The following is an 18,733-nucleotide window of genomic DNA, read 5'->3' as shown; positions in this document are numbered from 1 at the left end:
CGTGCGGGCCGGTTCGGTGTCCTAGTAATCGAGGCCATGTCTCCTCCCCGCCACAACCTGCCCCTGTCCGCCGGCGAGTTCGTCAGCTTCGTCGGGCGTGAACGCGACATCGTCGACCTGGGCCGCCTCCTCGGTACCGCCAGGATGGTCACGCTGACCGGTACCGGAGGCATCGGCAAGACACGCCTGGCCCTGCACCTAGCCGAGCGCGTCATGCGCCGGTTCCCCGACGGCGTGCGCTTCATCGACCTCAGCGAGGCCTCCACCCACGACCAGGCGCTGCGCGCGGTGGCGGTCGGCCTGCAGGCGGTGGAGGACGACTCGCGCACGGCCATGGACGCCGTCATCACCTCGCTGCGCACCCGCAACCTGCTGCTGCTCCTGGACACCTGCGAGCACGCCGTGGGGCCGATGGCCGAGCTGTGCCAGGCGGTGCTGCGCGACTGCCCCCGGGTCCGCATCCTGGCGACCAGCCGCCAGCCGCTGCACGTGCCCGAGGAGACCATCTGGCGTGTGCCCCCGCTGTCCCTGCCCGCGCGGCCCACCCCCACCGATCCCCACGCCTCCGGTCCCGATCCCATCCCCCGCCGCGACACGCAGCGCTACGAGTCGGTGCGCCTGTTCGTCACCCGCGCGCACGCCGCCCGCTCCGGGTTCGAGATGACCAGGGAGAACTCCGGCTACATCGCGGAGATCTGCCGGATGCTGGACGGCATGCCGCTGGCGATCGAACTGGCCGCCGCCCGTGTACGGTTGCTGTCGGTGCAGCAGATCCTGCACCGCCTGGACAACCGCTTCCAGCTCCTGACCAGCGACGGGTCCGACGACCTTCCGCCGCGCCAGCGCACCCTGCGCGCGGTCCTGGAGTGGAGCCACGACCTGCTCACCGACGCGGAACGGCTCCTGCTGCACCGCCTGTCGGTGTTCTCCACCTGGTACCTGGAGGCCGCCGAGGACGTCTGCTCGGGCGAGGGCGTCGACCCCTCCGACATCCTGCCGCTGCACTTCTCCCTGCTGGACAAGTCGCTGGTGGTGATGGACGCCGAGATCGACGGCACCACCCACTACCGGCTGACCGAGACGGTGCGCGCCTACGCCGCCGAGCGCCTGGCGCGGAGCGGAGGCGGGGACGACCGGTGGGAGCGTTACCTGCGCTTTTGCGTCACCCACCTGGAGGAGTGGGCCAAGGAGGACTGCGCGCCGCTGCCCTGGAGCGAGCGCCTGGCGCGCCTGAGGCTGCTCGACCACCACAGGGAGAACCACGTCCGGGTGGTGGACTGGGCGCTGTCGCGGGGGCGCGTGGACGAGGCCCTGCGGGTGTGCGTGGCGCTGCGCTCCTACTGGATGGTGCGCGGCCTGGCCGCCGAGGGCAGCCGCGTCCTGGAGCGGGCGCTGGGCACCGACCCGGACGGGCAGTCGCCGCACCTGAGGGCGCGCGCCCTGGCTCTGCACGCCGAGCTGCGCCTGGACCTGGACACGGCGCCGCGCGTGTCCGCCCTGGCCATGTGCGCCCTGGAGGCGGCGCGGGCCTGCCGCGAGGCGGGGGCCGCGGCCTCGGCCCTGACCACCATGGCGGTGCTGTCCCTGCGCACCGGCGCGCTGGACGAGGGGCAGCGGCACGCCGATCGGGCCGGGGAGTGGGCCTCCCAGGTCGACGACCCCGTCACGGAGGTGACCACGCTGGACGTGCTGGCGCAGCTGGCGCGCCGCCGCGGCGAGGCCGGCCTGGCGAGCGGCTACCTGGAGCAGAGCATCTCGGTGGCCGAGAACCTGGGCGACCGGTGGAACGTGGCCCGCTGCCTGCACGGGCTGGGCTCGATCGCCGCCGAACGGCGGGACTTCGCGCGGGCCCGCGCGTTGTTCGCCGAGGCTTTGTCGGTCTTCGGCGAGCTGGAGGCGGCCCCGGCGACCGCGCACTGCGCCCGGGAGCTGGGCCGCCTGTACCTGGCCGAGGGCCAGGCGCTGCGGGCCAGGGAGCCCCTGGCGACGTGCCTGCGGGTGAGCTTCACCTCCGGTCAGCGCATCGCCGTGGCGCGCGCCCTGGAGGCGCTGGCGGAGCTGGCGCTGGCCGAGGAGGAGGCGGAGCGGGCCGCCGCCCTGGTGGGTGTGGCCGCCGACCTCCGCACGTCGCTGGACCGGCCCTCGGCCGAGACCCTGCGGCTGCGGTCGGCGGTGGAGCGCCGGGTGGGCGGGACGCGGACCGCCGAGGCCTGGAACGCGTGGCGCCCCCTGCCCCTGGAGCAGGTGCTCGACCGGGCGCTGGCCTTTCCCCGGCCCCCGTCCCCGGGTGCCGCCGGGCCGGAGACCCTGACCCCCCGCGAGAGGGAGGTGGCCGAGCTCGCCGAGCGGGGCCTGTCCAACCGGGAGATCGCCGAGCGGCTGACGATCAGCCAGGCGACCGCGGCCCGGCACATCGCGAACATCTTCAGAAAACTCTCGATCTCCTCCAGGGTGCAGTTGACCGGCTGGGCCGTGTCGGAGGACGGTGTCTGAGAGGGCCCGCGAACGCCGGGAAGCACTTGCACAGTGCGCGTGCACCCGCTAAGACAGAACTTCAGGTACCAACGCCCACCCGACCGTATCCACCCTGCCGACCTTCTCCCCCTCCCTGGTGAGAACCTTCCCCGACCGCCCCTACATGTGAAGGCCATGGCACCTTTGACCGCGCCCGCGCGGCACAACCTCCCCCGTCCGGGCACCGGATTCGTGGGCCGCGAACGGGACCTGAGCGATCTGCTTCGCCTGCTCGGCTCCAGCCGCTCCGTCACGCTGTGCGGAACCGACGGGATGGGGAAGACCCGCCTCGCGATACGCCTGGCCGAGCAGTCCACCGTCTCCTTCCCCGACGGCGTGTGGATGGCCGACCTGGCGGACGCGCGCACGACCCTGGAGGTGTACGCGCGGGTGTGCGCCGCGGTGGGCGTGGTCGAGGAGCCCGGACAGCCGCTGTCGGCCACGGTGACCGAGGCCCTGCGCGACCGCCGCCTGCTGCTGGTGCTGGACTCCTGCGAGCACGTCGCCGACCAGGTGACGGAGGTCGGCGAGGCCCTGCTGGCCGCCTGCCCCTCGGTGTCGGTCCTGCTCACCAGCGAGGCCCCCTTCCGCCTGTCGGGCGGAACGGTGTGGCGGGTGACCCCGATGGCCCTGCCGCTGCCCGCGCGCAAGGGGCCGCCGCCCGACCCCTCCGGCTCGGAGGCGGTACGGCTCTTCCTGGACCGCGCGCGCACGTGCGACCCGCGCTTCTCGGTCTCGGCCCGGGAGCTGGAGACCGTGACGGAGCTGTGCGACCTGGCGGGCGGGATCCCGCTGGGGATCGAGGTGCTGGGCGCGAGCGCGCCCGGGATCGGCCCCGAGGCGCTCGTCGGGAAGCTGCGCGCGTACCTGTCCTCCCCCGCCGCCCGGCCGGGGCCGGGCCAGGCCGTCTCGCGCATCGAGATGCTGCCCCTGGTGCTGGACTTCGTGTACAGCGGCCTGCCGGAGGCCGAGCGGGTGCTGCTGCGGCGCCTGTCGGTGTTCCGGGGGTGGGACCTGGAGCTGGCCGAGCAGGTGTGCGCCGACGAGGCGCTGCCGGAGTCGGCCATCCTCGACCTGTCGACGTCGTTGCTGAACCGCTCGCTGATCACGGTGACCGGTGAGTTCGAGGGGCGTGTGCGCTACCGGCTGCCGGAGGCGGTACGGCGGTTCGCGCACTCCCGGCTGGTAGCCGAGGGCGAGGCGGAGCTGTTCCAGGAGCGGCTCCTGGAGCGGATGCTGCACCTGGTCGAGGACCTGGGGCTCAAGTTGGAGTCGAGCCGGTCCATGCCCTGGAGCGAGCGCGACGCCGGACGGCGGCGGGTGATCGCCGAGTACGGCACGCTGCGCTCACTGCTGCGCTGGTCGCTGGACCACGGCGCGGCCGAGTCGGGGCTGCGGCTGTGCGTCAGCCTGGTCGCGCACTGGGTGAGCCACCAGTGCTACGCCGAGGGCGCCCACTGGATGGACCGGCTGCTGGAGCTGGAGGACGCGGCGAAGGCGCCCTCGCGGGCGAGGGCGCTGGTGGGCCGGGCCCAGCTCGCGCGGGTGCGGCGCGACCACGAGCTGGCCCTGTCACTGGGTGAGGAGGGCCTGCGATTGTGCCGCGAGGCCGGGGACGAGGTCTTCGTCCGCACCGCGCTCAACCTGCTCGCCCTGGTGGAGGTGCGCAACCGCGTGCCGGACCGGGCCGCGGTGCGGGTGGAGGAGGCGCTGCGGCTGTGCCGTGAGGCGGGCGACCTGTGGGGCGAGGCGGTCGCGCTGGGCACCCGGGCGGCCCTGGTCGCCCAGCAGGGCGACCACCCCACGGCCGACCACCACTACAACGCCGCGCTGACCCTGCTGCGCGGCATCGACCACCGGTGGGGGGTGGGCGTCGCCCTCATCGGCCAGGCGTACGCGGCCGAGGCCGGCGGGGACCTGGTGACGGCGGACCGCTGCTACCGGGAGGCGCTGGACACCCAGCGGCTGATCGGCGCGGTGGCCGAGGAGGCGCGCTGCCTGGCCGGCATCGGCAGGGTGGCCCGTGCCCAGGGGTCCACGGGCCAGGCCTACGACTACCTGAGCGAGGGGCTGCTGCTGAGCCACTCGACGGGGCAGCGCGCCGACGCGGCCCGCGCCCTGACCGCGATCGCCCGGGTGGCCTTCGACTCCGGGCTGCGCGAGTCCGCCTGCCGCCTGGCGGGCGCGGCGACGAGCGTGCGCGAGCGGCTGGGACTGCCCGCGTACGCGGCCCCGTGGCCGTTCACGGACGCGGAGAGGACGCGCCGCCAGCGCCGCCGCCTGGTGCACTGGTGGGAGCAGGGCCGGGGCCTGAGCCTGTCGGGCGCGGTCCGCGAGGGAGAGCGGCTGGCCGAGGAGGGCCGGCGCCCTCCGTCGCGCCGCCCCGCCCCGCCTCAGGCCGGGAGCACCGGGCGCGGGGCACGGAAGGGGCCGCCTCCCTCACCGGAGTCGGTGGCCCCCGAGGAACTGCTGACCAAACGCGAACTGGAGGTCGCGCTCCTGGTGAGCCGGGGGGAGAGCAACCCCGCGATAGCGCGTACCCTGTTCATCACCTCGTCGACGGCGGCACGGCACGTGGCCAACATCAACCGTAAGATGGGCTTCAATTCGCGTACGCAGATCGCGGCGTGGGTACAGCGCCATCAGAGGTCGGACTGACTGTCCGATCTGCCCGTTTCCGCCCGGCTCCCGAGCCGGCAACCACCTTCTCCGCCGAATCTACATATGCATGTGCATGGCAATATGCATGTGCATATGGCTGTGAACGCGCTAGGCTTCACGCCATGGGACACCACGTTCGTGACACCGCGGTGACACGATCGCGCGGGTCCTGGGAACGGCCGTCGGGACCGGGTCCAGAACCGGGGGCGCCGCGGACCGTCGGCTCCGGAGGAGGCCTTCGGGGCCGGGGGAGACCGCGTCGGCGCGAGGTGCGTCCTGGGGAGGAAGACCGTATCCGCCGACCGGAGCGCCGCCGCCGGGTTCGCCACGTGGAGGGGGCGTGACGAGCCCGGGCGGCGGTGCCACCGACAGATGGGCGAGCTGGGGGTACGTATGGGGGTAGGGCTGTCTTCAGGAACCGGACGACCAGGACGCCACCTGCCGCGTCGGGAGGACCCGATCGGCTCGTTGACCGGTGGCCTGTGCGAGCGGTTGCGTCTGCGCTCCGGACGGGTGGGAACGGTCCGCGGGCACGGGTACCGCGTGGACGCGCTCTCCTTCGCGACCGAGGTGGAGCGGGCCGCCGCCGGGCTGAGCCGCCGCGGCATATGCTTCGGCGACGTGGTGGGGATCCTCGCCCCGGTCTCCCCCCACCGCTTCCTGGCCACCTACACGGTGAAGGCCGTGGGCGGGCGCGCGCTGCCCCTGTCGGTCACCTCCGACAGGGACACCCAGTGCGCCGTGCTCACCGAGACCGACACGCGCCTGCTGTTCGTCAGCGCCGACATGGCTCCGACCGCGCTGGAGCTCGCGGAGCGCTCGAGGGTGCGGCAGGTCATCTCCTTCGGAACGGCGCTGGGGACCACGCCCTTCAGGGAGCTGCTGCAGCCCAGCCCGGACGGCAGCGGCTACAGTCCCGCCCGCGGCCTGTTCGACAACGGCATCCTGGGCTATGAGCGCACCGGCAACGGGCTGCTGACCACGCTGTACCCGTACAGCGACCTGATGGCGCGCTTCGCGGAGCTGCGCGACCGGCTGGAGCTCACCTCCGACGACGTCGTGGCGGTGGACGAGAGCGGGGACGAGGTGGCACGGGTGGTCCTGGTGGCACTGGCCCTGTGGACGGGGGCGTGCGTGGTGGCGGGCGCGGGGTGTCCGCCGCCCGAGGGGCGCCAGGTGACGGTGCGCTGCGCCCCCGACCCGGTACGGGTCGCCGATCCGCCGGTCGGCGGGGCGTACTGACCGCCGGGGTGGGTCCAGGGGGCTCGGGGGCGGGTCCGGCGAGGACGCGCCCGTGGGGGCCTCTCCGGGGGGATCCGGGGGCTTTGGCCGGGGGTCGGCCGCGGACCGGGTTCAGTCCCCGACCGCCATCTCCTCCGCCGGGGACTCCCCACCGGTGTCGGGGTCGGCCTCGGGCGGCCGGTCGTCGATCTCGAACCAGGCCACGTGCGTGGCCTCGCTCCAGTACTCGCCGCTGCGGGTGGCGCAGCTGTCGACGATGAGCTTGCCCCGGCCGAAGTCACCGCCGTCCTCGCGCGAGTGAAGGCCCTCGCCGTCGCGCGCCCCCTGGTCGGCGACGGCCACGCGCAGGCGCCCGGCGTCGGAGCGTATGAAGAGCGTCATGACGCCGCCGCTCTGCCCCGAGCGCGAGTGCAGCAGGGCGTTGGTGGCCAGCTCGCTGACGGCCAGCTCGGCGTCCTCCAGCGCGCTCTCGGCGTGGCCCGTACGGGCGAGGAACTCGCGTACGCGCGCACGGATGGAGCGTACCGCGGTCAGGTTCCCCGCACAGCTCCACACCGTGTGGTCGGTGACCCCGCCGGTGAGGTCCCCCGTCTCGACGGTCGGTGCGGTCGGAGCCATGCTCTCCGGTACCTCCGCGGGCACGTATTCCCGGAGTTGCCTCGCCTCAGCCATCCGGTCACTCCAATCACCCGCGACGGGCGCGCGGGTTGCGCCGCCTGCACTCACCTTAGACAAGGGTGTACTGGCTCCAGAACAGCACACCCGGGTTCCCCCTGCCCGTCATCGGCCACAAAACCCCGTCACGTGTCCTCCCCGATGTGGACAAAGGAAACAGTCCGGACCCCAGGGTGACCCATGTGAGGTGTAACACGTTGGCAATACACGCCCCTGAACGGCGGTTTCGCTGACAGGACGGCTGCCAGGAACGATAATCGTTCCCATGTCCGGGCCGTCCACGGCCCCCATCCGCCGTGGGCGCGTCCGCCCACGCGCCGACACGAAGGACTCAGATGAAGATCGCGTTCGCGGGCAAGGGCGGCAGCGGCAAGACCACCCTCTCCGCACTGTTCACCCGCCACCTGGCCGCCCAGCACGTCCCCGTGGTGGCCATCGACGCCGACATCAACCAGAACCTGGGCGCCGCCCTGGGCGTACCCGAGGAGCGCCTGGCCGAGCTCCCTCCCCTGGGAGCCCACCTGGAGGAGATCAAGGACCTGCTGCGCGGGGACAACCCGCGCATCGCCTCGGCGCAGGCGATGGTCAAGACCACGCCGCCGGGCCGCGGATCGCGCCTGCTGACCGTGACCGGGGACAATCCGCTGCACTCGCGCTTCGGCGCCCGGGTCCGGGGCGCCACGCTCATGGTCACCGGCCCGTTCGCCGAGGGGGACCTGGGCGTGTCCTGCTACCACTCCAAGGTGGGCGCGGCCGAGATGTACCTCAACCACCTGGTGGACGGCCCCGGCGAGTACGTGGTCGTGGACATGACCGCGGGCGCCGACTCCTTCGCGTCGGGGATGTTCACCCGCTTCGACATGACCTTCCTGGTGGCCGAGCCCACCGTGCGCGGCGTGGGCGTGTACCGCCAGTACGCCGAGTACGCCCGGGACCACGACGTGGCCATCCGGGTGATCGGCAACAAGGTGCAGGACGAGGCGGACGTGGAGTTCCTGCGCGAGCACGTCGGCGAGGCGCTGTCGGGGTGGATGACGCACTCGGGGTTCGTGCGCTCGATGGAGAAGGGCCGCCACCCGGAGCTGTCGGACCTGGAGGAGGACAACGTCAAGACCCTGGCCCGGATGCGGGACATGGTGGACGCCGCGCCCAAGGACTGGGAGAAGTTCACGCGGCAGTCGGCGGAGTTCCACCTGCGCAACGCGCGGGCGTGGGCCAACGAGGCCAAGGGCGCGGACCTGACCGCCCAGTTGGACCCCGATTTCCTCATGGGCCCCACGGCTCTCACCAATTAGCCTCGAAACAGACAAAACGGTCAAACAAGACACTAAACACCACGGTTTCGCGTCCCGACGACATCGATTGGAGTACGAACGGGACCGCACGCGCCGCGTCGCACGGCGCGTCGGACGGGTGGGCGCCGCACGCGCGTGGCAGCGTGCGGCGCCCGCCCGGACCCCCGCGAAGCCCCAGGCCACAGCGAATATCGTCGCCTCTCGGAACCCGCACCCGTGATACCGGGGCCAAACCCCGTGTTCGCCTCCGCATCCGTTCCGGGCGGGTTTGACGCCTCCAGGTGGGAGAACAAGGATCGTTCGGGTCCGACACCCGCCGGTGCCCCCCAGGCGCCGCCCCCTCGGGCGCCTCCCCGGTGCCGGACAGCCGAAGTCCCCGTCCCCACACGAGGTGCCCAGTGCCGTCCCTGCCCGAAGACCCCCAGACCCCCCGTGCCCTCGCGCCCAGCCGCCGCTCCCTGCTCCGCGCGTCCGCCGCGGGCGCGGCCGTCGCCCCGGTGCTGGCCGCCTGCGGAGGGGACTCCGGCTCCGGGGGCTCGGGCGGAGGCGAGCCCCAGCGGGGCGGCCGGCTGCGCGTCGGTGTGGCGGGAGGCGGCGTCAACGACACCCTGGACGCGCACGAGCCCACCGACAACGTGGACATCGCGCGCAACCACGCGCTCTACGCCACCCTGGTGCGCTACACCAACGACGGTGCCGTCGAGAACCACCTGGCCGAGTCCTTCGAGCCCAACGAGGACGCCACCGAGTGGACCGTCGTGCTCAAGGAGGGCCTGACCTTCCACGACGACTCCCCGGTCACCGCCGACTCCGTCATCTTCTCGCTCCGGCGCATCCTGGACCCGGACAACCCCCTGCGCGGCGCGGGCGACATGGCCGGTGTGGACCCCGACGCGCTGGAGGCCGTCGACGAGCGCACCGTCCTCATCCGCTGCACCGAGCCCACGGTCACCCTGCCCGACGCTCTGGCGGAGTACTACAACTGCGTCGTGCCGGAGGGCTACGACCCGAAGGACCCGGTCGGCTGCGGCCCGTTCCGCCACGTGGAGTTCACCGCGGGCGAGTACAGCCTCTTCGAGCGCCACGAGGGGTACCACGAGGAGGGCCTGCCCTACGTGGACGAGCTGGAGATCGTGGACTTCCCCGAGGACGACGCGCGCGTCAACGCCCTCAACAGCGGCAGCGTCGACCTCATCTCCCAGGTCCCGCACGCGCAGGTGCCCGTGATCGAGGGCAACCCGGACCTGGACATCATGGAGTCCGAGACCGGCATGTGGCTGCCGTTCACCATGCGCGTGGACCGGGCGCCCTTCGACGACGTCCGGGTCCGCCAGGCCTTCCGCCTCATCGTGGACCGGCAGGAGATGGTCGACCAGGCCCTCGCCGGCTACGGACAGGTCGGCAACGACATGTACGCGCGGATGGACCCCTCCTACCCCGAGGACTTCGAGCAGCGCGAGCAGGACATCGACGAGGCCAAGCGTCTGCTGGCCGAGGCCGGGCACGAGGACGGCCTGGAGGTCGAGCTGGTCACCTCCGACATCAGCGCGGGCACGGTCGCCGCCGCCGAGGTCTTCCAGGAGCAGGCCCGCGAGGCCGGGGTCACCGTCAACCTGCGCCGCGTCAACCCCAGCGACTACTGGAACGAGGAGGAGGGCTTCCCCTACGCCTTCGGCCAGGACTTCTGGAGCGCGCGCAACTACATCACCCAGGCGGCGCAGGGCTCCGTGGTGGGCGCCCCCTACAACGAGACCATGTGGGGCGAGGACGAGGAGTGGCTGGGCCACCTGGAGGAGGCCCGCCGCACCGCCGACGAGGAGGCGCGCAACGAGCTGATCCGCAAGGCTCAGCGGATCGAGTACGAGAAGGGCGGCTACATCGTGTGGGGCTTCGTGAACCTGCTCGACGGCCACAGCACCGCCGTGCACGGGCTTGAGCCGGCCGTCTCCGGGCACCCGCTGGGCTCCTACGCCTTCCACCGGGTCTGGATGCAGCAGTAGGCCGGCGCCCGCGCCCCACCGAAGCCGACCACTACCGAAAGCTCGCCATGACCCGACTCATCGTCGTCCGCCTCCTCTTCGGCGCGCTGACGCTCTGGGCGGTGTCCCTCGTGGTCTTCGCGGCCACGCAGGCCCTGCCCGGCGACGCCGCCCAGATGATCCTGGGCCGCGACGCGACGCCGCAGCGCGTGGAGGCGCTGCGCGACCAGCTCAACCTGCACGAGCCGGTGGCCGTGCAGTACCTGCAGTGGCTCCAGGGGATCCTCCAGGGCGACCTGGGCACCTCCTACTCCAACCGGATGCCCGTGGACGAGGTCCTCGCCTCGCCGGTGGGCAGCTCGCTGGCCCTCATGGGGCTGGCCGCCCTGGTGGCCACGCCCGTGGCCCTGGCCGTGGGCGCGTTCAGCGCCCTGCGGCGCGACCGGGCCTTCGACCACGCCTCCTCGCTGGGGACGCTGGTCGTGGCCTCCATCCCCGAGTTCGTGGTCGGGATCCTGCTGATCCTGCTGCTGGGCCCGGGCGGGTTCGACCTGCTCCCGTCGGTGTACTCCCGTGTGGGCGGCCCCGACCAGTGGGTGCTCCCGGTGCTGACCCTGGCCTTCGCCGTGGCGCCGCCGATCGTGCGGATGATGCGGGCGACGATGATCGAGGTCCTGGAGAGCGAGTACGTGCAGCAGGCGCGGCTCAAGGGCCTGGACGAGCGCACGGTGCTGTGGCGGCACGCCGCGCCCAACGCCATCGGACCGGTCGCCCAGGTGGTCGCCCTGCAGCTCGCCTGGCTGGCGGGCGGCGTGGTGGCCGTCGAGTTCCTGTTCAACTTCCCCGGCGTCGGCAAGATCCTCATGGACGCCATCGAGAACCGCGACGTGCCCCTGATCCAGGCCGTGGTGCTGCTCATCGCCGGGGTGTACATCCTCGTCAACCTGCTCGCCGACGTGATCGGTCTGGCGGCCAACCCGAAGGTGAGGGTGGCGAACCGATGAGTACCCCTTCGACGGCGGTCGCGAGGTCCGCGGCGGCGCGCACGCGCCGCGCCGGACTGCTGCGCGGCGCGTGGGGCTTCGGCCGCACGAAACTGGGCGTGGTCCTGACCGGCCTGGTCGTCCTGGTCGCGGTGGCGGGGCCCTTCGTCGCCCCGTACACGCCCACCGAGTTCGTGGCCAAGCCCTTCGAGACGGGTGTGGACGGCACCGTGTTCGGCGGTGACAACCGCGGACGCGACGTGCTCACTCGCTTCCTGTGGGGCGGGTGGACGCTGCTGCTGCTCGCCGGCTCCGCCGCCGGGATCGGCGTGGTGGCGGGCGCGGTGGTCGGCGTGGTCGCGGGCTACCAGCGCGGCTGGCTGGACGACGTGGTCATGCGCGCCAACGACGTCCTGCTGGCCTTCCCCCAGCTGATTGCCGCGCTGCTGGTGATGTCGGTCCTGGGCCCGAAGGTGTGGCTGATCGTGGCGGTCATCGCGGTCTCGCACATGCCGCGCGTGGCCCGGGTGGTCCGCGAGGCGACGCGCAAGGTGATCGAGCAGGACTACGTGAAGGCCGCCGAGGCGATCGGCCTGCCGCGCTGGCGGATCATGGCGGTGGAGATCCTGCCGAACGTGACCAGTCCGCTGCTGGTGGAGCTGGGCCTGCGGCTGACCTACTCGATCGGCGTGGTCGCGGTACTGGGCTTCCTGGGCATGGGGTTGCAGCCGCCGACCGCCGACTGGGGCCTGATGATCAACGAGAACCGGCAGGGCATGGCCGTGCAGCCGTGGGCGGTGGCGCTGCCCGTGTCGGCGATCGCGGTCCTGACCATCGGAGTCAACCTCATCACCGACGGGCTGTCGCGGGCGGCCATCGGTATCGACCGGGGGGTCGGCAAGTGACGCGGGACAAGGCGAAGGACACGGCCGGAGGGGACACCGTTCTGGCGGTGGACGGCCTGACGGTGATCGGTCGGCCCTCGGACGTGGAGATCATCAGCGGGGTGTCGGTCTCGGTGCGCCGGGGCGAGATCCTCGGCCTGGTGGGCGAGTCCGGCTCGGGCAAGACCACCCTGGGGCTGTCGCTGCTGGCGCACTGCAAGCGGGCCACGCAGATCAGCGCCGGGACCGTGGAGGTGGCCGGAAAGGACCTGGCGTCTCTGTCGGAGCGGGGCGTGCGCGAGCTGCGCGGGCGCGCGGTGGCCTACATTCCGCAGTCGCCCGCCTCGGCGCTCAACCCGGCCCTGCGGCTGCGCACGCAGTTGGGCGAGGCCCTGCACGACGCGTCGCTGTCGGCGGCCGACGCCGACGCTCGCGTGCGCGAGGTGCTGCGCGAGGTGGCGCTGCCCGACGACGACGCCTTCCTGACCCGCTACCCGCACCAGCTGTCCGGCGGGCAGCAGCAGCGGGTGGCCATCGCGATGGCCTTCGTGGGCCGCCCGGACGTGATCGTGCTGGACGAGCCGACCACGGGCCTGGACGTGACCACCCAGGCGCACGTACTGGAGACGATCCGCCGGATGACCCGCGAGTACGGGACGGCGGGGGTCTACATCAGCCACGACATGGCGGTGGTCGCCGACCTGGCCGACGAGGTCGCCGTCATGTACCGGGGCGAGCTGGTCGAGCGCGGGCGCACCGACGCGGTGCTGACCTCGCCCGAGCACGACTACACGCGTCGGCTGCTGCGGGCGGTGCCGCTGCTGCGCACCGACGGGCACGGCGGGGGCGGCGAGCCGGAGGAGGAACCGCTGCTGCGGGTCTCGGGGCTCTCGGCCGGATACGGGCGCACGCGGGTGCTGGAGGGCATCGACGTGTCGGTCTCCCGGGGGGAGTGCGTGGCGCTGCTGGGCGAGTCGGGCTCGGGCAAGACCACCCTTTCGCGCTCTGTGGCGGGGCTGCACCACCAGTTCACCGGCGAGGTGCTCTTCGACGGCGGTCCGCTGGCCCCCAGCAGCTACCGGCGCACCGCCGAACAGCGGCGCCGGGTGCAGTACGTGTTCCAGAACCCCTACGAGGCGCTCAACCCGCGCAAGCGCGTGCGCGACCAGATCCTGGGACCCTACCGGCACCTGGTGGGCAGGCCCGAGGACCCCGACGCGGTGGTGGCCGGGGCGCTGGAGCGGGCGGCGCTGTCCGCCTCCTACGCCGACCGCTTCCCCGAACAGCTCAGCGGCGGTGAGCGCCAGCGCGTGTGCATCGCGCGCGCCGTGGCCACCCGGCCGGACCTGCTGGTGTGCGACGAGATCACCTCCGCCCTGGACGTGTCGGTGCAGGCGGAGATCGTGCGGCTGCTGCAGAACCTGCAGGAGGACGGGATGGCGCTGCTGTTCGTCACCCACAACATCGCGCTGGTGTCCAACATCGCCCAGCGGGTGGCGGTGCTCAACCGCGGGAGGATCGTGGAGTACGGCCCGGTCGGCCGGGTGATGTCGGCGCCCGAGCACGAGTACACGCGCGCGCTGATCGCGGACACACCGGACTTTCGGCCCGCCCTCGCCGAGACCGCGGATTGACGTCCTCACCGGGGCGGGCCCCGGCGATTCCCACAGCCTCGCGGCGCCCGCTGGTTCCTGCGTGGCGGGCCGGGGCCGCCGGGGCCCGGGGCGACGGTTCACCGCGCCCGGCCGGCCTCCGGCACGCGCGCACGCGGCGAGGTCATGGCCAGTAGGACCACCAGGCCGAGGGTGGAGGTGGCGAACAGGGCGGCGCCCATGGGTACGGCGGTGCTCTCGTCCAGCCCCACCAGCGGTGCCACCACCGCGCCGAACAGCGGGGACAGCGCGCCCAGCACCGCGCCGGCGCTGCCCGCCCGCCGCTCCTGGCCGTGCATGGCCAGCGCGAAGGAACTGGTGAGGATCATCCCCATGCACGTCATGTACACGAAGACGGGCACCACGAGGGTGATCAGGGGGCCGTCGGCCAGCGTCGCCACGAGCAGCGCACCGGTCGCCGCCACCGCCGCGGCCACGGCGCCCAGCAGCAGGGGGCGCTCGCCGAACCGGGCGCTGAACCGCCCCACCGCCCAGCTCCCCGCGATGATGGCGGCGCCGTTGACTCCGAACAGGACCCCGAAGACCTGCGGGGACACCCCGTGCAGGTCCTGGTAGACGAACGGCGTCCCGGCGACGTAGGCGAAGCTGCCGCCGTGCACGAGGCCGACCACCAGGGCGTAGCCGAGGAAGGACCGGTCCCGCAGCAGTGCGCCCACCGTCCGCAGGGTGCCGCCGACCGTGCCCGGGATGCGCCGCTCCACCGGCAGGGTCTCCTCCAGCCGCAGCGCCACGACCAGGACGATCACCGCGCCGAGCAGCGCCAGGGCCAGGAAGACGGCCTCCCAGCCCGCGGAGGACGGCCACAGGATGGCGCCGCCCGCGATCGGCGCCACGAGGGGGGCGACCGCGTTGACCACCATCAGCAGGGCGAAGAACCTGGTCAGCTCGTTGCCGGAGAACACGTCGCGCACGACCGCGCGGGAGAGCACGACCCCGGCGGAGGCCGTGAACCCCTGGAGGAAGCGGGCCGCCGCCAGAACGGTGATGTCGGGGGCCAGCGCGCACAGCAGCGACGACAGCACGAACAGGACCAGGGAGACGATCAGCGGCCCGCGCCTGCCCCGGGCGTCGCTGACCGGACCCACCACCACCTGGCCGACGGCGAGTCCCACCAGGCAGGTGGTCAGGCTCAGCTGCACGTGGGAGGCGCCGGCGCCCAGGTCGGCGGCGATCTCGGGGAAGGCCGGCAGGTACATGTCGATGTTGAGCGGGCCCAGGACGGCGAGCATGCCGAGGAGGAGGGCCAGGCCCAGGCGCGCCCGGCCGGTCGGGTTGTGCTGCATCGGCGCTCTCTCGTGAGGGTGGAGGGCGCTGGGCGCCGCTGACCTGAGGCCACGCTAACCGCGACGGCCGTCTCCGGCGGCCCGTCGGGGGCGGGACTGACACGAGTCCGTCAGAAAGCGTCCGGTCCGGGACGGGAGCGGGCCGCGGCGGGGGCGTGTCCGGCGGACACGCCCTAGAAGAGCACCGACATCACCTCGCCCACCTGCCGGAAGCCGACCTTCCGGTAGGTGGCACGGGCCGGGGCGTTGTAGTCGTTGACGTAGAGGGTCACGCGGGGCGCGATCTCCGCGAGCGCGTAGTTGACCACGGCCGCCATCCCCGCGGTGGAGTGGCCCCGGCCGCGCAGGTCCGGGTGCACCCACACCCCCTGGACCTGGCAGGCGTGCTGGGTGACCGCGCCGATCTCGGCCTTGAACACCACACGGCCGTCCTCGATGCGCGCGAAGGCCCGGCCGGTGCGCACCAGCTCCTCCACCCGGGCCCGGTAGAGCGCGCCGCCGTCTCCGGAGTCCGGCGGGACGCCGACCTCCTCCGTGAACATGGCCACGCACGCGGGTACGAGGGCGTTGAGCTCGGACAGGCGGACCCGGCGTACCAGGGGGTCGGCGGACACGTCGGGTTCGCCGCTGATCTCCAGGACCGGCTGGCTGGCGCGGATGGCGCGGGCGGGCCCCCACGCGGGGGTGACCTGCTGCCAGAAGTCGCTGACCGCGTCGACCGGGCCGACGATCGAGGAGCAGCGGCGGCCGCGCCAGCGGGCGTGGTCGGCGAAGCTGCGGATGGCGGCCGGTCCGGCGTTGACGGGGACCATGTTGGCGCCGGAGTAGCACAGGGCGCTCAGACGGCCCCGTTCCACGTGCCCCCACACCTCGGCACCACCGGACCTGGGGGAGATGCCCGTGGCCATCAGGCGGGAGGCGACGAACACGTTGCCGACGGGATCGGTGTCCAGGAGCGCACGGACGGACTCCCGGTCGCGTTCGCCGAGGATCCGTACCGGCGAGGTCCGCAGCATCGCATCTCCCCCATCTTCCCGGTTCCCTCGGGCGGGTCCCGGAGGACGACTGGTCGAGCCTGTTCGCGCTGTTTCCAGCCTATTCGACCGGTTGCCCGGATTCCCCCCGCATTCCGTGCACGGCGGGCGCGGCCGCGCTCCCGGGCTCCTCGCGCACGATGCCGGGAGCGGGTTCGGGACGGCCCTCGCAGGTGAGGTCGGGGCCGGCGCCCCCGGCGCGTACGGGCAGCTCCCCGTCGCCGAGGTAGGCGGTGACGACCTCGTCCACGCAGGCGTTGCCGGTGAACGCGACGCCGTGGGTGAGGCCGCCCTCCTCCGTCACCAGGACCGATCCGGGCAGGCGCTCGCGGAGGGCGAAGGCGCCCTCCACCGGGGTGGCGCCGTCCTCGGTGGCGTGGACGAGGAGCGCGTCGCCGTCGTAGGCGGGGTGCTCACCCGGGCCGTCGCCGACCTGGAACCAGTCGTCGGCCTCGGCGTCCCAGGTCGCGCACGGAGCGTTGTACCAGACGTTGTTCCAGGCCATGAAGGGGGCCTCCCGGTGGGCCTCCTCGGCGTCGGCGCGCCAGGTGGACCAGTCCTCGGGCCAGCGGGAGTCGGTGCACTGGACCGCGAGGTAGCCGCCGTAGCCCCGGTCGGAGTCGGCGTCCTCGCCGTGCACCTCGTGCAGCGCGAGCAGCAGCGCGTCGTCGCCGTCGTTGATCCGGGACGAGAGCGCGCCGGCGGCCGAGGGCCAGGCGGCGGCGCTGTAGGCGATGGGGAGGACGGCGCCCTCCAGCTCGGTGGGGCCGACGGTGCCCGCGGCGGGCTCGTCGGCCAGCTCCGAGCGCAGGGAGTAGTAGGCCTCGGCGACCTCCTCCCCGGTCGTACCGAGCCCGTAGACGCCGTCGTGGCGGGCCGTCCAGTCGAAGAAGTTCCGGGCCGCGCGGTCCAGGGCCCGGCTCTGCACGAGGTTGCTCTCGTACCAGGGGTTGTCGGGGTTGACGACGCTGTCCAGGACCAGGGCGCGGACCCGGTCGGGGTAGAGCGCGGAGTAGACGGTACCCAGGTAGCTGCCGTAGGAGTAGCCGAGGTAGTCGATCCGGTCCAGCCCCAGGGCCGCACGGATGGCGTCCATGTCGTGGGCGGTGTCCTCGGTGCGCGCGTGCTGGAGGAGGGGGCCGGTGTTGGCCGCGCAGGACCGGGCGTAGTCCGCCGCGTCGGCGCGCAGGGCGGCCTCGGCGGTGGCGTCCGCCGGCACGGTGTCGGGGCGCACGGGCGCGAAGAAGCCCGGGTCGCAGGTGATGGAGGGCGTGGAGGCGCCGACGCCGCGCGGGTCGAAGGAGACGACGTCGTGGGTCTCGCGCAGTCGCGCGGGCATGCGCTGGTGGGTGTAGGAGGCCCACATGCGTCCGGCGCTGCCGGGGCCGCCGGGGTTGACCAGGAGGGTGTGCCGGGCCTTTCCGGTGGCCCGGACCCGGGACAGGGCAAGCCGGACGTCGTCCTCGCCGGCCCGGCCGCCGTCGGCGGTGCGGGCGAGGGGGACCGTGAGGGTGGCGCACTCCAGGTCCTCGTCGGCGACGGGCCGCAGGTCCTGGCAGGGCCCCCATGTGAGGGCCCCCTGGTCGACACGGACGCTCTCGCGGACCTGCTCGACCGGTCCCGCCTGCGCGGGGATCGCGGCGACCAGGGAGGCCAGGACCGCCCCGGCCGAGGCCGCGGCCCAGGTTCGTGCTCGCACTTGGCTACCCCCTCGCACTCTGTTGTTACTCTATGCATTGTTACCAATCCGTAGAGTTACAAACTGAGGCGACACGGACCGACACCGAACCCAGGCCGGCACGCCCCGGTAGCATGTGCCCTGCCTGGAGCAGACCACGACAAAACAGACGGGGCGAAGGGGCACCATGCGGCTGGATCGTGTCGATGAGCGGATCATCGCGATACTCGGCGCGGACGCGCGGATGAGCTTCGCCGAAATCGGCGGACAGGTCGGACTGAGCCCCTCGGCGGTCAAGCGCCGCGTGGACCGGCTGGTGGAGTCCGGCGCGGTACGCGGATTCACGGTGGTGGTGGAACCCCAGGCCGTCGGGTGGACCACCGAGGCCTTCATCGAGCTGTACTGCCGCGCCCGCACCTCTCCCGGAGAGATCCGGACCGGGTTGGCGGGGTACGCCGAGATCACCTCCGCGTACACGGTCACCGGGGACGCGGACGCCGTCGTGCAGGTCCGGGCCCGCGACACCCACCACCTGGAGGAGGTCATCGAGCGGCTGGGCGCCGAGCCGTTCGTGGTGCGGACCAAGAGCACGCTGGTCCTGTCCCGCCTGGTGGACCAGCCCATCCTCGCCGGGACCGCCGACCTGCCCTGACCCGCCGCCGGACACGGAGGACGGCCCCGGCCGCACCTCGTCGTGCGGCCGGGGCCGTCGTCGTCGCACCGGGGATCCGTCCGGACTCCGGGCGGGCGGGGCCGCGCGCACACGTCCGTCAGGGGCGGCGGGCCGGAGCCCTCGCCCACGGCCCCGGGACCCCCGCCCCCGGAGGAGTAC

The 18,733-nt window shown here is 73.1% G+C and carries 13 protein-coding genes; 9 read left to right on the top strand and 4 right to left on the bottom strand.

The window, feature by feature from the left end; all coding sequences use genetic code 11:
* Nucleotides 1-36: 36 nt before the first annotated feature.
* The 3 genes from A6A08_RS20800 to A6A08_RS20790 all read left to right on the top strand — a co-directional run bounded on the left by A6A08_RS20800 (nt 37) and on the right by A6A08_RS20790 (nt 6,417).
* Nucleotides 37-2,493 (top strand): LuxR C-terminal-related transcriptional regulator, encoded by a 2,457-nt coding sequence (locus tag A6A08_RS20800; RefSeq protein ID WP_073704298.1) that lies wholly within the window; start codon nt 37-39, stop codon nt 2,491-2,493.
* A gap of 165 nt (nt 2,494-2,658) precedes the next feature.
* A complete protein-coding gene (locus A6A08_RS20795; protein WP_073704297.1) occupies nt 2,659-5,172 on the top strand; it encodes a LuxR C-terminal-related transcriptional regulator in 2,514 nt (837 codons plus the stop codon).
* Nucleotides 5,173-5,568: 396 nt separating this feature from the next.
* Nucleotides 5,569-6,417, top strand: a complete 849-nt coding sequence (locus A6A08_RS20790; RefSeq protein WP_073704399.1) for an AMP-binding protein — start codon at nt 5,569-5,571, stop codon at nt 6,415-6,417.
* A 111-nt stretch (nt 6,418-6,528) separates the two neighbouring features.
* On the opposite strand, the gene A6A08_RS20785 is transcribed toward A6A08_RS20790, so the two are convergent.
* A complete protein-coding gene (locus tag A6A08_RS20785; RefSeq protein WP_073704296.1) occupies nt 6,529-7,089 on the bottom strand; it encodes an ATP-binding protein in 561 nt (186 codons plus the stop codon).
* Nucleotides 7,090-7,427: 338 nt separating this feature from the next.
* On the opposite strand from A6A08_RS20785, the gene A6A08_RS20780 reads away from it, so the two are divergent.
* The 5 genes from A6A08_RS20780 to A6A08_RS20760 all read left to right on the top strand — a co-directional run bounded on the left by A6A08_RS20780 (nt 7,428) and on the right by A6A08_RS20760 (nt 13,867).
* On the top strand, nt 7,428-8,387 hold the full coding sequence (locus A6A08_RS20780) for an ATP-binding protein (RefSeq protein ID WP_073704295.1): 960 nt from the start codon (nt 7,428-7,430) through the stop codon (nt 8,385-8,387).
* 398 nt (nt 8,388-8,785) lie between these two features.
* Nucleotides 8,786-10,387, top strand: a complete 1,602-nt coding sequence (locus A6A08_RS20775) for an ABC transporter substrate-binding protein (protein WP_073704294.1) — start codon at nt 8,786-8,788, stop codon at nt 10,385-10,387.
* A gap of 47 nt (nt 10,388-10,434) precedes the next feature.
* Entirely contained in the window at nt 10,435-11,370 is a 936-nt protein-coding gene (locus A6A08_RS20770) for an ABC transporter permease (protein ID WP_073704293.1), read from the top strand.
* Nucleotides 11,367-12,254, top strand: a complete 888-nt coding sequence (locus A6A08_RS20765; RefSeq protein ID WP_073704292.1) for an ABC transporter permease — start codon at nt 11,367-11,369, stop codon at nt 12,252-12,254. The genes A6A08_RS20770 and A6A08_RS20765 overlap by 4 nt, the downstream gene beginning before the upstream one ends.
* Nucleotides 12,251-13,867 (top strand): ABC transporter ATP-binding protein, encoded by a 1,617-nt coding sequence (locus tag A6A08_RS20760; protein WP_073704291.1) that lies wholly within the window; start codon nt 12,251-12,253, stop codon nt 13,865-13,867. Before A6A08_RS20765 ends, A6A08_RS20760 begins: the two co-directional genes overlap by 4 nt.
* 98 nt (nt 13,868-13,965) lie before the next feature.
* On the opposite strand, the gene A6A08_RS20755 is transcribed toward A6A08_RS20760, so the two are convergent.
* From A6A08_RS20755 to A6A08_RS20745, 3 genes are all read right to left on the bottom strand, one after another.
* Nucleotides 13,966-15,189 (bottom strand): multidrug effflux MFS transporter, encoded by a 1,224-nt coding sequence (locus A6A08_RS20755; protein ID WP_073704290.1) that lies wholly within the window; start codon nt 15,187-15,189, stop codon nt 13,966-13,968.
* Between the two features lie 173 nt (nt 15,190-15,362).
* Nucleotides 15,363-16,205, bottom strand: a complete 843-nt coding sequence (locus tag A6A08_RS20750; protein ID WP_073704289.1) for a GNAT family N-acetyltransferase — start codon at nt 16,203-16,205, stop codon at nt 15,363-15,365.
* A 79-nt stretch (nt 16,206-16,284) separates the two neighbouring features.
* Nucleotides 16,285-17,922: an alpha/beta hydrolase gene (locus A6A08_RS20745; protein ID WP_073704288.1), complete on the bottom strand. Its 1,638-nt coding sequence runs from the start codon at nt 17,920-17,922 to the stop codon at nt 16,285-16,287.
* Between the two features lie 166 nt (nt 17,923-18,088).
* Between A6A08_RS20745 and A6A08_RS20740 the strand changes: the two genes are divergently transcribed.
* Nucleotides 18,089-18,553 carry an Lrp/AsnC family transcriptional regulator gene (locus A6A08_RS20740; protein WP_073704287.1) on the top strand — a complete coding sequence of 155 codons (465 nt, stop codon included), beginning with the start codon at nt 18,089-18,091 and terminating at the stop codon, nt 18,551-18,553.
* The last annotated feature ends 180 nt before the right edge of the window (nt 18,554-18,733 follow it).

Origin of the sequence: Nocardiopsis sp. TSRI0078 (assembly GCF_001905145.1) — a bacterium.
GTDB lineage: Bacteria > Actinomycetota > Actinomycetes > Streptosporangiales > Streptosporangiaceae > Nocardiopsis.
Note: the sequence above shows the minus strand (reverse complement) of the source record. Positions and strands in the feature narration are given on the sequence as shown.